The 14,035-nt window shown below is 35.6% G+C and carries 12 protein-coding genes; 4 read left to right on the top strand and 8 right to left on the bottom strand.

What is annotated here, in order from left to right:
- Positions 1-64: 64 nt before the first annotated feature.
- Both MMH89_RS02480 and MMH89_RS02475 read left to right on the top strand, forming a co-directional pair.
- On the top strand, positions 65-1,222 hold the full coding sequence (locus tag MMH89_RS02480; RefSeq protein WP_258567874.1) for a hypothetical protein: 1,158 nt from the start codon (positions 65-67) through the stop codon (positions 1,220-1,222).
- Between the two features lie 239 nt (positions 1,223-1,461).
- The gene (locus MMH89_RS02475) at positions 1,462-2,895 is read left to right on the top strand and encodes a hypothetical protein (protein WP_258567873.1); all 1,434 of its coding nucleotides are present in this window, start codon (positions 1,462-1,464) and stop codon (positions 2,893-2,895) included.
- A gap of 2 nt (positions 2,896-2,897) precedes the next feature.
- Here MMH89_RS02475 and MMH89_RS02470 read toward each other — a convergent pair whose 3' ends face one another.
- Together MMH89_RS02470 and MMH89_RS02465 are read right to left on the bottom strand one after the other, a co-directional pair.
- A complete protein-coding gene (locus MMH89_RS02470; protein ID WP_258567872.1) occupies positions 2,898-3,593 on the bottom strand; it encodes a bacteriorhodopsin-like in 696 nt (231 codons plus the stop codon).
- 251 nt (positions 3,594-3,844) lie between these two features.
- Positions 3,845-5,182 carry a hypothetical protein gene (locus tag MMH89_RS02465; RefSeq protein WP_258567871.1) on the bottom strand — a complete coding sequence of 446 codons (1,338 nt, stop codon included), beginning with the start codon at positions 5,180-5,182 and terminating at the stop codon, positions 3,845-3,847.
- A 211-nt stretch (positions 5,183-5,393) separates the two neighbouring features.
- On the opposite strand from MMH89_RS02465, the gene MMH89_RS02460 reads away from it, so the two are divergent.
- The gene (locus MMH89_RS02460) at positions 5,394-6,875 is read left to right on the top strand and encodes a hypothetical protein (RefSeq protein ID WP_258567870.1); all 1,482 of its coding nucleotides are present in this window, start codon (positions 5,394-5,396) and stop codon (positions 6,873-6,875) included.
- Between the two features lie 111 nt (positions 6,876-6,986).
- Here the strand turns inward: MMH89_RS02460 and MMH89_RS02455 are convergent, their stop codons facing one another.
- The 3 genes from MMH89_RS02455 to MMH89_RS02445 form a co-directional block, all read right to left on the bottom strand.
- Positions 6,987-7,673, bottom strand: coding sequence for an outer membrane protein (locus MMH89_RS02455; RefSeq protein WP_258567869.1), 687 nt, complete (start codon positions 7,671-7,673; stop codon positions 6,987-6,989).
- Between the two features lie 148 nt (positions 7,674-7,821).
- On the bottom strand, positions 7,822-9,108 hold the full coding sequence (locus MMH89_RS02450) for a hypothetical protein (protein WP_258567868.1): 1,287 nt from the start codon (positions 9,106-9,108) through the stop codon (positions 7,822-7,824).
- Between the two features lie 191 nt (positions 9,109-9,299).
- Positions 9,300-9,578, bottom strand: a complete 279-nt coding sequence (locus MMH89_RS02445; protein WP_258567867.1) for a hypothetical protein — start codon at positions 9,576-9,578, stop codon at positions 9,300-9,302.
- Positions 9,579-9,783: 205 nt separating this feature from the next.
- Here MMH89_RS02445 and MMH89_RS02440 point away from each other — a divergent pair, with 205 nt between their 5' ends.
- Positions 9,784-10,680: a hypothetical protein gene (locus MMH89_RS02440; RefSeq protein WP_258567866.1), complete on the top strand. Its 897-nt coding sequence runs from the start codon at positions 9,784-9,786 to the stop codon at positions 10,678-10,680.
- A gap of 30 nt (positions 10,681-10,710) precedes the next feature.
- Here the strand turns inward: MMH89_RS02440 and MMH89_RS02435 are convergent, their stop codons facing one another.
- The 3 genes from MMH89_RS02435 to MMH89_RS02425 form a co-directional block, all read right to left on the bottom strand.
- Entirely contained in the window at positions 10,711-11,526 is an 816-nt protein-coding gene (locus tag MMH89_RS02435) for a hypothetical protein (RefSeq protein WP_258567865.1), read from the bottom strand.
- Positions 11,527-11,818: 292 nt separating this feature from the next.
- Complete coding sequence (locus MMH89_RS02430; protein WP_258567864.1) at positions 11,819-12,319, bottom strand: hypothetical protein; 501 nt, start codon at positions 12,317-12,319, stop codon at positions 11,819-11,821.
- A gap of 151 nt (positions 12,320-12,470) precedes the next feature.
- The gene (locus MMH89_RS02425; protein WP_258567863.1) at positions 12,471-13,478 is read right to left on the bottom strand and encodes a hypothetical protein; all 1,008 of its coding nucleotides are present in this window, start codon (positions 13,476-13,478) and stop codon (positions 12,471-12,473) included.
- Positions 13,479-14,035: the final 557 nt, after the last annotated feature.

Genomic DNA, 14,035 nt, shown 5'->3' with positions numbered 1-14,035 from the left:
CGTTGAATAATAATTACTTATGTGGTATTATTATATATTAGAAAATTTTATTGGGTGAATGAGAATGACAAAAATAATAGACGACCTTATAAATACATTGTTTGCAGATAGTGAGGGAAAGTTTTCAAATCAGTTTTTCAAATTGAGTAATTTAAAGCTGTTCATGAACTCAGACCCCAAGCTTAAGCAAGAATTCTTTAATAAATTGCAGATTAAGTTACTCGCAATCCCAACTGATGCTAGTATTCATAATAAAGAAGCTGCAATCAAATTTCTTATTAACTTTATACCTTTTGCACTAACTAATGAAACAAAGATAGTTCTGCCTATTCTTGCTAATCAGGGCTATAGCGAAGCTCAATATGATATTAGTCGAATACCTTTAACAGCTAAAATTTTGCCTAACTCAGACCAGTATCATACTCTTGCATTAACTCCAAGGAATCCAGAACACCCTGCACAACTTATTTGTATGGGTACAGCACCTCCTAGTACACAAGGCTCATTGACTACTATTCTTGCTGACTTATTCCCTTTCACATCAATAGGATGGTTACTCAGTTTTAAATCCCAAAAACTTCTGTCATGGGCCATGAAGCAAAAGCACATTGAAGTTACTGGACAAAGCTTAGGTGGTGCAGTAGGTCTAGCACAGTTAAAGCATTTGCATAAAGCAAGGGTTAAGCTATCTGCTAATTTTTACAACCCAGCTTTACCCATCATGACACCTAAGCTTGGTGACATACCAATTAACATATATGTTAATAAAGGCGACCCTGTGAGCAAAGTAGGGGGGCGCGCTCCTCTAAATGCTAAGGTGTATGTATCAGACCTCAATCTGCCACGGAGTTCATGGAGGAGTTTACTAACGCATACACAGTGTGGTTGTGCTATAGCAGGTGCGCAATCCTACACCGGTGCAGAGTACAATAAAAAAATCAATACACCATTGGCCTATTTCACATACCACCTGGTAAGACTAATTGGCTTTATTCTTATCATTCCTTTTTATATCGTGCGTTTACTAGTGAAATTAATCTGCAACATTTTTTTATTTCCTTATAAATATGTTTGTAGAAAACTGCGTCATAAAGCAAATTATAAAAGTGCTCGTAGAATAAGTCCCACTGCAGCCCAGGATATTTCGATTCAACAAACAATAATCCCCCGGTTAATGTGCCCCGCCCAAGGAGCAGGGATAGGTGTCAGCTTGGCGAGTTGATTCTAGCTTCCTAGCATACCAAGTTACTCATCCAACTGCTATTTGATTAATAGGCTGCTAAGTTATAGGTTAATTATATAAGGGCTTAACCTAGTGTATAACCAATAAGTAGGGTGCTCTAAATTGATAATACTATATATGCAAACATTTGCTTAGTTACAATAAATGCTATCTTTTAGGATATATTGATAATAATGATCGCTTATGATACTCTTGCTATTGATAATAAAGAGATATTTATGAATAAGCAGTCTATAAACTTTCTATGGTTGCAAGATAAAATAAATAAGGATCAAAAATACCTAATGCATGCTTATGCCTTTGAAGAAGCGAGTGAAGGAATAGCTCAGTGGTGTGATAATCATTGCGAAAATAGTGATATTAATCTCTACTATGATAGTGAAATTAGCACTTCAGTACAGATTGCTAATACTCAAGGAGCTTTTCCCTCTGTAAACTTTATTGATATACGTGACATTGAAATTGTCAGTAATAACCCCGATCTCTTCAGTAATGATCAAGGTGAAGATGGTCTAGCACAAATACCAATTTATTGGAAAATCGATATTCTCAAGCTTATCATACTTCTTCATCAAATCGAGACCAAAGATATGCAGGCTGCGATATTCTCGGATCTCCCTTGCCCTAGAAAAAAGAATTGCAACGCATTAGAGAAGGGTAGGTTCTTTACGTATGAAGTGTGCAAGACACTTAACAAGTATGGCTTGTTGGCTAACGGCATGGAGAATCAAAACTTTCAGATGATCAAAAATCCATATATGCAGCTAGCATTAAAATACTATATCAATGGCCACATGCGCTCTTTATACTATGCGATTACGATGCCAGTAGGAAAATTATTCGGCATGGGGGTGAAGCCTGAGGGATGGGTGATAACACGAAAATGTTGGTCTAAAACTCAGCTAAATTATAAACTGTCTGATTATGTGAAGGAACTTAATGGTGACTGTTTTGCGGGATCTTTGCGTGATATCTACAGGATATACGTTTCCTTTAAAAAGGGGGCAAGTATTAATATGAGTGGTGTAATGTACACTGCTCAAGAGTTTGCAGAACGTTACACTCCATTCAATCTTAAGAGGGCGGGCTTCTTAAACGATAATAAGAAAATTGTACATCAAGATAGCCACGGCAACCTCATTGTTCATGATGTGCAATCTATAGATTGGGGGTACAACCCGACAGAGTCTATAGATTGGAGCTATAATATCAGAGGTCGGAGGGATGTTAATCTTAAACGCGAAGTCTATGGGTTTATCTTTCTCCCGCCAACTAGAAGTGAGTGGCTCATTACTACTGCTAATTCTCATCCGTTCAAAGGAGTGTTGCCCGATACCTGTCAAGATCTAAAGCTATATTCGACACATTACACTGAGCGGCAAACCAGGTTTATTCTAAGTGTTCTTTTTTATATCGTTTGCATGAATGTGAAATTAACCTTCAGCTTTTTAATATTCCCATATAAGGTCTACAGTTTTTTTAGATTTCCTTATAAATATGTTTTTAGACAACCTCTAAGAGCTCATGATATAAACGCTGAAAATATTAGTTTGATGTTATTAGAACAAGCATCAATAGCCACAAATGTTTCTAGTCAAAAGACAAGGAGCCCGGCTGTTAAGCCAAGCTCCAGTCACAAGATAGAGCTGTAAGGCTAGCTTGTTGAATCAAGTTTGGCAGCATACCAAATTGCTAATCCAAATGCTGTTTTATTAACTAAGTCTGCTAAGTTATAAGTTATATTTAGCAAGTCTAAGTTACCATAAGGACTCAAGTAACCTAGCGCATAACCAATAGGGTAGATAGCCCAACCTACAGTTACAATCCACTTAATATAGGTAAACGCTAGTTGACTGGCTTTATTAGCTGTTGCTCTATTTGCTGCTGCAGTTGCACCAAAAAATATCTCATAAATGATATATAACCATGCGAGTGTTCCAATGATAAAGCCATGGGTTGTATCCATTAATCCAGTTTCACCAAAATATCCAAAGCCTAACATGACTAAGGAGGCTACTAGTAAACGCCAAAATATGCTGGATCGAACATTGATGATTGCAGATGTTATTAAATAAAACTCAATAATTTGAAGCGGAACTGTGATTAGCCAATCAATATAACGAAAAACAGTCGGTGTTTCTCCAACATTGATCCACATACCGCGCATATATAAATAATGCCAAAAAGCCATACCGGTTACTAACCCCGCAACTGTCATTGATGTTCGCCACTTCAAGGCAACATCTTGTCGCTCAACAAAAAAGAAAACAGTAGATGCTAACATCATCGCTGTTGCAAGCCAGAAAGATATGCCAACGTAGTCTGTTGCTGATAAGTATCCGTATTCCATTTCAAACTCCTTTTATCGTAAGTAAATTAAATTTATCCTATCATAATTATTATGCTCTATGTATATAATTCATAGATTTTGTTTAAATTAAAAACCCAGGGGCACTACATTTATTAAATCCGAATATATTAGAAAAGTTCTTTAATTTTAGCTTCTTTCTATAAGATCACGTTATTTTCTATATACGTAGGTAGACTGAAGTGGAATGCTCTCAGGTTCTGTCTCCAAGAGCATTCAATATATGCTATGTATTATACCTTGATAACTAGGCTAGAATTTTGCTCAAGTATAAAGATTTGTAAGGCTTGTTGCTCTTCTACTACTATTTCTTTACACTTTTTTTCTGATTTAAATAAATCACCAGATTGTGTCTGGTCGCTGGAGTAGGCCATTTCCCAAGGCTGGTAATCTTCAGGTGGACAGTTGACAAAGAGATCAAGTGCTTGTTTTGCGAATTTGCGATTACGAGTATCTTCACGTCCTGTTGCCCAGGTCGAAAAAACACCTCCTATCCAACCCTTGAAGTCAGTTGTCATTTGATCTGCGGAATTTACGCAAGTCTTATCTCTACACATTCTAGCATCTGTTTGTGCTCGGAAGGCAGCATAGGTTTGTCGCGCATACGATTGTGTTCTTAGCTCGTGACCCTTGCTCAGTGGATCCAAAAAGCTTAATATTTTTTCCATAATCTCATAGGGTATGTGGGCATCAAAAACACTGCTCGCTCTGTTGAAACACTGATAAACGTGCAATACCCACTCCCTTGCTTTTTGAGAACGTCTAGACACAGAAGGTCCTAGAGATGCCATGCCTTGAATGAGATAATGCTCAGATTGTAGCGTTAAAAGTGCTGCATTTAACATATTGATTCTCGGACTTAGCATTGAAGCATTCTTGCTTATCCAAGTAATGACGTCACTAACAAGTAGTGTGCTTTGTTCAGTAAAGTGTTTAAATAGACGCTGCCCAGGGAATGACATGGGCACTACTCTTACGATGTTGATACCCGCCTGATATATTGCTGAGGCAAATATTGGTTCACTCATATTAATGTTTAACTCTAAAGCTCTTTGTAATCTAATACCATTTATATCTTTTTTGGTCAGACTAGCAGCCGTTATAAGTTTGCACCCACCAATAGTCAATTCAATCTGTGTTGGCGTGCGCTTAATTACAATATCATGCCCTCTTATTTTCAGATGGTAGGTGGTGATTCCCAAGTTAATTATACCTGTTGCTAGTTCTTGCTCCGCATGAGCTATATTAAACTCCTTATAGAGGTCATATAGCTTAGCTGTTTGCTCACTAAAGTTCTTTATATGAATGCCGTAAGGTGCAATATTTCTTGGTTGATAATCGACTTTATATTTTTTAAAAAGGGCCACAAGCGTTGTCTTAAGCGGCTGATATCCATCATCCTTAAATTTGATAAAAGCTATGGAGTCTAATTTACCCACTATTATTTTATCATAGGCCTCATATCCATCAGTACTTTTTAAAAAACTAAGTATTCCTTTTAAATATAGCTTACTATCTGTTTTGTTATCGTTATAACCAAAGCGCAGTTTCATTGTATCTATTAAACTCATTTTAATATTCTCCATATAATTTGTACTTCATTATTACAAGATTTATGAATAATTACAAAGCAGAAGTTTAGGCCTATTTGAACAGGTTGATAGGACAAACCATTTACATGGATGAACAGCTGTTGGGCAAGTGCGTTAAGTGGTTGACAAATATATAAAATTACGTATAATTAACTTAAGCTTAATATAATTACAATAACAAGAGAATAAAATGCTAGGCCAACAAAAAAATAAAAGAAAACAAGAACAGTCTCCCAAAGCAAGTTATACAGAAACTAAGCGAGAAGCATTGGTTGATATCAGCCCTTCTAGTGTGTCTAATAGTACAGAGCAAGCGCTCAGCCGTACTAAAGTTAAGAACCCCCTAACTGCTTTGGGTGTGCCGGCTATATTCTATGAAAGATACTTGAAACGTCAGGAGCTACAAAGATATAAAAAAGTAGTAAAAATAAATCATATGTGTAAAGCGGATGCTGCTTCAAACCCAGATGAGATATGTGCTTTTGCGGCTGTCAAGCTTGAGCATGAAGGTAGGGCATTACGGGAGTTAGTACAGGATCCGGTTAATCATTTAGGGAGCTCTGACTGGCCATACACATTTAAGGCATTAAACACTTTTGGTGCTCTACAAGTCCGCAGTAGTGTTTCAAAAGGTAAAGCCGCTATTGATGAAGGTGCTCTTAGAGGTTCTACAGTTTGTATGGTAGGAAGAAGAGAGCATAATCCTATGTTTTTTTGTGCACTATCAGGGATAGAGCCCTTTACTTATAAAAAATTAATGATGACAGCAGTTCCTGAGCCAATTATCAGAGTATCTGATATTTTAAACAGTAGGTCATTCATTCCAGATGTTACTTACAGCAGCGTTAACTTATCTAAACCTATGGATAATAAGTATTGTATGATTACATGTTTTGACACTCAAGAAGAGGTTGATAGCTATGCAATAGACTGTTCTCTTGGCTTGTATAGCTGTCCTCATGCTACTATGTTTAGTATGAGAAATAATGATGTTCTTCATAGATCTGATATTCACTGGACAACAGATGTTAACGTAACTGATGCTACAAAGACAGCTACTGCAAGTCTTGTACAAGCATGTGGGGATTTTAAAGATTTGAATAAACCACTAAAAGCAAATGTGGAATTAATATATAGTAATTGCCAAGGTTTCATAGATTTTTTAAATAAGTATGTTGACGGGAGTTGTTTATCTAACGAAGAAAAGTTGGTTAATGCTTATACAAAGAGTCAGGTACAGCACCCGGATCTTTCTGTAGCACTAAAACAGTACGCTACAGCTTATCCTACTGTTAGTCGCAAACTTCATTTTTACTATAAACTAGACAAGTTGAGTAAAGCTAGTGCTTTTTCAGCCTTAACACTAATTGATAAAAAGAGGAAGAAACCTTCAAGAGCCCTTACAGCTATAGAAGTAACCAGTGCTATTGCTAAACGTAAGCCAATAGCCGGTTTAAGTTTTGACATTATTGATCGAGAGCTAAAAACTGCCAATTCTAAGATTACTGCTATTTCTAGTAAGATATTTTCAGTTAAGGAACTTGAGCAGCAAAACAGATATTTCAGGTGTGCAAGTGAAGAAACCAGAGCTAAATTATTATTGGAAGAAGCAAAGCACGGCCGATTATTTGATAGAATACTCGAATGTGTACCTACTTATGTCACAGCTTAGCAGATGGATCATAGGAAATTCCATATAAAGTTGCAAAAGGCATCATGTTTACCTTGATGATCTGTTTAGACTTGTCTGAATCAGATTAGGCTATTGGTTGGATCTTTGTACTTAAATATAATAAGTTGCTGTTACGGATATATTTGAAACGTAGGGTTCAATAGATAGTTTAGCTGTATAATTAGCATTTCCCGTACCATTTAGTTCATATTTCTCATAATGTCTAATTTCCGCTGACAGATCTAAGATAAGCTGCTCATTAATTTGAGTGCTCATACTAAGTCCGAAGGAAAAGCCGTTAATTGATTGTTCATTATCAATATTAATTGCTTTTAAAGTTTCTTTATAATGAACATTCAATGAGGCTCTAGAGTAACCAGCAGATAATGAAAGTATGGTATCGGTAGAAATAGCATAGCCGATAGTTGCCATAGCACCTAACGTATTATTCAGCTCAATGATTGTTTTTTCGGATAAATTATTGGTATTACTGTTATCTAAAGTAATCGTTTCAGTTACATCAATTGTGTTCGGCTCAAAGGAAAGACTAACTGAAGTTGCCCATATATTACTGTAGTTGTATGTGTACCCTACAGCAACCGAGGCAGTAAATCCTGATAATGCCGTTTGCAGTGATTCCGTAACATCAATATTATTTTCAATAAGAACAGTCCTTTCTAGTTGAGCGTTATTTTGTCCCGCTCCAGCTTTTAAAAACGCGCCACTTTTAAAGGAATCTGCTAAGAGTAGGTGGCAAGCAAGTAAAGGAATAATCTGCAAAAGTGAACGATAACGCATAACAAATCCATTTGAAATACAATTAGTGTAACACCACGCTGGTACAATGTATAGATTACATGGGCGGTGTCATGCAGAATTATCATTCACTAAGTGATAAGCTTGCCCTCCATCTCACTGATTAGATAATACCCTATATAGAGTGCTGTTAAATGTTACTTGTGGCATAGTGTTGATTTGATGATTCTATGGGTATTTGATAACCGTTCTCGTCTGTATTATCATCTAAATGAGTCGATCCTTCATCGCTTGAAAAACCATCATAATGTGCACAAGGCTGCTCGTAGTTTGATGGATTTTTTTCGAGAATTGTTTCGTATTGCTCAGTATTTTCTTGTGAATCATCATCAGACCCTGAATCACTTGAGAAGCCATCATAATGTGCACAAGGTGCTAAATAATGACTCTGCTCATTATCACTATTTTCATAGGGGACTGCATATATAGCCATAGCATTAGCTTCATAATTAGGGTCAAAAGAGTGTGAGGTTACTACAACTGAGGCCGCAGAGGCAAAATACATTGGATTCTCTTGCGACTGCACTGAGGTATTAAATAGAATGTCAGGTAATTGTTTAGCCCTACATCGTGAATAATAGCATTTAACCATCAGTGCAATAAATGCAATACTTCCAATTATAATAAGTGACCACATAGCAATTTCTGAGTGGACTTGTAATTTATCCGGTAATTTTGAGCCAGTTGTATTACTGGTGTTTGTATCATTGTTATGAGCAAAATCTATACTTGCAGTTGTTATTATAGGTAGAAGGCTAGAGACAGTTGTAGCATAGGGGGCTATATGACTTACTTCAATTTGATGAATATCATCAACCAGAATGGGTGGGGGTGTTGTGGCCAGAAGAGAAGGGAAGGCTGAAATGTTTAGATCATTATCATCATTGTTTATTCCATCATTCATTACTTGCTCAATTTCAAGCTCAGCGTCATCAGTCATTGTCGGTAGATCAGGATCGGTTAGGTTACTCGCTTCAGTAAGTGTTGAAGTCGTAATGGATGTAGCAGTTTGTGACGTTAGTGTTTTTGTAGTAGAAGTCATGCTATGCGAAGTGTTAGTTATGATAGCGGCACCTGCTATTGCTCTATTTCTTTCAACTGCTGCATTAATTTTATCAATCAAGTCTTGGTCAGTACAATCGGGGTTATTGGTTAAGTCAATCTCAATCAAATCAATATCTGGACTATCCGCGCGGGTCATGGCCCCTGTAATAAACATAAGTCCAAAATTATTTAACCCTGTATTGGACAGATTAATACGTTTTACGGATTGATTTGAGTATCTTAATGCTGCAAATATGACATCAATGTATTTGTAATCAATATAACGGTTACTAAGGTCTAAATATTCAGGAGCAGTATTTTGCCCAAGCTCATCCTTAAGCGTGAACCAGTCTTGATGTGTAAAAAGGTCCAATAATCCTAACCAAAGTATAAAATATAAGTTTATACTATTTTAACCTAGATATGTAGATGATTCAGTTTAGAGTTTGATAATTTCAGATCTACATCCAATAACTTTGGTTACATCAATCAGGATATTTGTGAAGGAATGTTTTTGATAGTTGTGAGTTATACTTTTTGAGCTAGCTTATAACTTTCATTCGCTTAGTTTTTATTACTGGCTTTATCCATTTGCACAATTAAATCTATCATTGACTTAATTATTTGGCGATTTTGTTTTCGCTTTTCATATTTCCTTATTTCTTGCGCTTCTTTTTTATAACTTTCATCAAGATTTTTTTGCTCATCTTCATACTGCTTATTATTTTCATCTAGCACAGAAAATAATAGCGCATAATATGGGGCTGCACCTAGAGCCTGTGAACACATAGGGCTTAGTATATTTATAAATACCAGAGAGTAACATCGTTTTATTTTTTTCATTTTTTGACTCTATTTTTAGATTATTGGATTTTTATAGAAACTTATCATAAGGTATTGAAACAATGAATCTTATTGGGTTTAAGGCATTATATTAGGTTGTTGCATATTTATTTGTTCAAGCACTAAAAACACACTTAAAATCTGCATAAGCTATTGAATAAAAGCCATAAATATGGCATTATTATAGATAGTAAATAAAATAAAAATGAATAAATTTTCAAAAACAATATTAAAACCAATTCGATCATTACTTGGGAGCTTGTTATATCCTGCTAGTCATAGTAGTGAAGAGACCTCAGCTAAGTTTGATGACTCAAACAAATTATACATCCCTGGAAATGGTGAAGTTTTAGGCTCAACTTATTGTCATAAAAGAAAATTTCTACCTGCGCCTGCATATTACAAGGGTAAGGATGCTTTCTCACTTATGTCTTATCAAAGAAATGTCTATGCACATATAAGTCACGCGTTAAAACACAATGATGAAGTTGATGTTGTGGGTTGGTCCATGGGAGGAGCAGCATTAATGTTGGCAGTATCACAGTTAACAAAAAAGCAGTTATCTGGTAAAAAAATCAATATTAAAATCGTAAGTACCTTTGGGTCATTGTCAGAGGTTGTTTCTAAACAAGTACTATTAAACTTAATAGTACTTCCTATTCTATATGCTATAAGTTTACCTTTCTTATTAGTCATTGGATTGAACCCACTAGAGTTACCTGAAGTGCTTATGGTTCTTATTTGTGCACCGGTTTTATACGCAGTAGCATTAATAACAGCTGTTATTGAGAAAATAATGATCATTAAACCTGTGCGAAAATTGCTAGATAGGGTAAAAGGGGGTTGCTTTAAAATGGTATCTAATTATCTAATGAAGTTAATGGACTCAAATCATAATGTATGGAAAGCTGCAGATACATTTTCTCAAAAAGATTTATCAAATGCTAGCCTAAAGATTTACCAAGCTATGGATGATTCGCTGATACAAACAGGAACAAGATTAGCAGATCGTATATCAACTGAAAAGCCTTCTAACATTGAAATTTATAAGTTTAGGGGGGATCATACTTACTTCCCTGACTTTATTGCGAAACCAGCTTAGTCATATCCTTTTGACCCACTACTTGTTACCTTATGGTGATGGTGGAGGCTGACCCCTGTGTCCGGCCGCGCCCGCAGAACGTCCACTTTGCGTAATACCGCTTTCTCTTTGATCAACGATACTGGATGAACGAGTAGATGGTACTCTATTTCCTATGCTCGATTTAGGAGCCAGTAAAGCCTTTAAACTGGAAAAGGTAGCGGTAAATACTGGAAGGCAAAAACTGTGATGCATTTTTTTATTAATAATCAGAGGCGATCCATCGTTTAAAGCTTCATCCATTTTTCTCAAGGATTGTTCAAAATACTGTTTCTCAAAATCTGGTTGAGAGATTAGAGAGATTTCCTTACTGGCATGTCTCCAAAGACTACATAGTCGCCTTGTATAGCAGAAGTTGAATAATGCGACTCTATCGGGGTTGTTTTGATCTAACTTATAAAGTGAATGAAAATTTTTTATATCATATTTTTTAGCACTTTTACTAAATGCTATAATTGTTTTTCGCTCTTTAAGACGAGCGCTTCCATGTAAACCTGCAAGATTTTTAATATCAGCATTGATAATAAGCTTATTTTTATATCCAATACTAAAGCCTAAAATAGAGATAATAAAGCGGCCTTGACCTATGCTAATACCTGTGCCTAATAGTTTTATCGTAATTCCATATTTATTTCCAGATACTTCATCTGAATCAAAGCTGTTAATGGATAAATTTAAACCAATCAGTGACCAAGCCATTCCTGTGTACTTGAGTCCATTAAAATAAAATTTAGGTATTAAGTCCCTAATAAAAGCATTTGATTTTTTTTCTTTAGTTTCTGCTTCTTTCATTGAAAAACGTTTCATAAGTATCTCCTAAATTACTGCAAACGTTATAACACTCATTTTCAACCTGTCAGATTTAATAAGTCATTAAAAAAACATACAACTATTAATAGCCACGCTTAAACTAAATATAGTTGTAAAGAATTTGAGATGACAACATGACACTTCTATCTGCCATTACCACATCATTTCTTGCGTCTATAATGGGTGGGCACTACCTATTTGGCAACAGCGAACTAGAAGCCACGGACAATGGATGCATATTATTCACTCCATTTGTGATGGTATGTTTATATCCATTGCGCTGACTGACTCATTGCATTGGCATAGAAAAGTTGCTCATTGCATTGAATAAAAGTGCGAGCCCAAAAGCGCTTGTAATTGCTCCAGCAACTACAATTTCAGATAAGCCCAGTTCTTTAACTTTAAAAAACAGCGCTGATCTAGCTAAAGATTTTGACTTCTTTAAAGACTTTTTGATTGATGTCTTTTCTGCCTGAGCATTTACGACAATCATCTGTTCTTGGTTAGAAACTAATGTTACGGTTGCTGCAGTAGGTTGATTACCATCCAAATAAGTAAAACTTACCTGTGCATATCTACATGTCTTTTTTGTCTGTTCTATCCGTTTAGTGACAGATACTTGTTTGTATTGAGCCCTAATTTGTTTTTCTAATGCATTAAGGTAAGCACCTGGATTAGTTTGATTTGTTTCTAGATGAAACATAACAGACTCATCTTGTTTCTTGTTTGAAAAAGAAACTTCTTTTTTATTATCTGAAAAAAAGGAGTCATTTTTGTCGGATACAAACATTTAAGGCTCTAAAAGTCAATTTTGTGTACCTTGCAGCTAATAATGGTATTCATTTTCTCAACAAGATTCTTATTTAGACAGAGCTAATTTAAACCCTGATTAACACATTAGGGCATACGATACCTTTAATAGAGCACAGTTGATTAAATGTTTATTGACTAGAGCTTAGCTCATTAGATTGTTTCTGTGTTATTTGTTCATAAATAACTACCGGTAGCGCAATAGTAGGAGGGAGCATTAAGTATTTTACAGCTAAACTAGCTAGATCAACTTTATCATGTTTAATTGCCAATAGCTTAAATAGAACGGTCAAGAATTGGCTTACAGCAATTGCAACGGCAATACTTATAAGAAAAACACTCAATATACGAAAGAATCCTGCTTTTCTGACTGACCAAGTAGATTTGCTTAAAGCATCAATAGGACCTGCTTTACTATCGCTTAAAAATATCATTGCAGGAAACCAAGATACATACAAATAAACAAGTATTAAAACAGCCATGCCGAGGGGTAAAATCTTTATAACATCATTATCAATTAGCATGCCGCTCAAATAATATATGAAACTTCCAGGCGTCAAAGCACAAAGTGCACCGCCTATAATCAACACTATATAAAATACAATTGACTTCCACCACATATCATTTTTGAATGCAAACTTAATATCTTCTTTTAACATGACAGGCTCTGAGCGGTATATTTTTAGTATCATTCGCCCTAGGGCAACCAGAAGTGATGGTATAGCGAATAAAATTAGCATAGGAAGTAATGGTATAGAGGCCACTAAAAATAGCACAGAATAAGATGTTAGTAATACGACAGGTGTAGAAACGAGTAAATGATACTTCCAATCGATTGCATATTTTCGAATCGTATTCGAAACCCAACTTTTAACGAATCCTTTTTCAGCCCGGTAAATGTACAAGGTAGCCTTTCCAAAGCCAATAGCCATTATAGATAGAACCAAGATCATTTTTATTACACCTTCAATTACAGGCATCGTAAATTGAGCTGCAAAAAATCTAAGCCATGCCCACATCCCCAAAAGTATGATACATGGTGCCGCTAGCAATAAAATGCATCCCCATATACGAAAATAATTCTTAAGTGTAAACAATAGCCACTGCTTAACACAGCTCCAAATTTTTAGTTTTTCCATAAACTTTCTCTCTTTTATCTGTAATCATCAATAGCTTAATAAAACTAATAACTAAAATCAATAAATGAAGTAATAGGTAATAAAAAAGAATTAAGCCTCCAATATTAATGCCGGTAATATAAATTACTGGCGCTATTGGCATTCATATCATATCCGCATTTTCTCCCCTTATTGTCCTTGCTTTCAACGAATTGTTCATAAGGCGTGAGATCGAGATTAATTATTTTGCATCATTTTTCGATGCACGAGCACTATTTACTGTAACGCACTGTTTCTTACTACATTATAGCTTAACTTTTGATTATCTTTCCTAAGAGCGCAATCTATCTTCTTATTTTGTGCTGAAAGAACTTTTGCATGCAAAGAATTAGAAAATGTTGTAAGGACTAATGGGCGGGCTGGACTAGCTGTACACCGTATGCTTACCAATAGCTATTATTTGCCATTTTCAGACTTGTTTAATCGCGATAGTTTACTTCATACAATGTCTCAAAATCAAATTTGTCAAACAGTCAAAACACCTGGTTTGATGCTGTACTTTGAGACTAAGCACTTGC

This window comes from Candidatus Comchoanobacter bicostacola, from assembly GCF_024172705.1.
Lineage (GTDB): Bacteria > Pseudomonadota > Gammaproteobacteria > Comchoanobacterales > Comchoanobacteraceae > Comchoanobacter > Comchoanobacter bicostacola.
Note: the sequence above shows the minus strand (reverse complement) of the source record. Positions and strands in the feature narration are given on the sequence as shown.

Bases quoted from the DNA above. Each gene is read 5' to 3' on its own strand.
- MMH89_RS02470 (WP_258567872.1), bottom strand. From the start codon at position 3,593: ATGGAATACGGATACTTATCAGCAACAGACTACGTTGGCATATCTTTC.
- MMH89_RS02455 (WP_258567869.1), bottom strand. From the start codon at position 7,673: ATGCGTTATCGTTCACTTTTGCAGATTATTCCTTTACTTGCTTGCCAC.
- MMH89_RS02425 (WP_258567863.1), bottom strand. From the start codon at position 13,478: ATGGAAAAACTAAAAATTTGGAGCTGTGTTAAGCAGTGGCTATTGTTT.
- MMH89_RS02465 (WP_258567871.1), bottom strand. From the start codon at position 5,182: ATGAGTTTAATAGATACAATGAAACTGCGCTTTGGTTATAACGATAAC.
- MMH89_RS02440 (WP_258567866.1), top strand. From the start codon at position 9,784: ATGAATAAATTTTCAAAAACAATATTAAAACCAATTCGATCATTACTT.
- MMH89_RS02460 (WP_258567870.1), top strand. From the start codon at position 5,394: ATGCTAGGCCAACAAAAAAATAAAAGAAAACAAGAACAGTCTCCCAAA.
- MMH89_RS02430 (WP_258567864.1), bottom strand. From the start codon at position 12,319: ATGTTTGTATCCGACAAAAATGACTCCTTTTTTTCAGATAATAAAAAA.
- MMH89_RS02480 (WP_258567874.1), top strand. From the start codon at position 65: ATGACAAAAATAATAGACGACCTTATAAATACATTGTTTGCAGATAGT.
- MMH89_RS02435 (WP_258567865.1), bottom strand. From the start codon at position 11,526: ATGAAACGTTTTTCAATGAAAGAAGCAGAAACTAAAGAAAAAAAATCA.
- MMH89_RS02445 (WP_258567867.1), bottom strand. From the start codon at position 9,578: ATGAAAAAAATAAAACGATGTTACTCTCTGGTATTTATAAATATACTA.
- MMH89_RS02475 (WP_258567873.1), top strand. From the start codon at position 1,462: ATGAATAAGCAGTCTATAAACTTTCTATGGTTGCAAGATAAAATAAAT.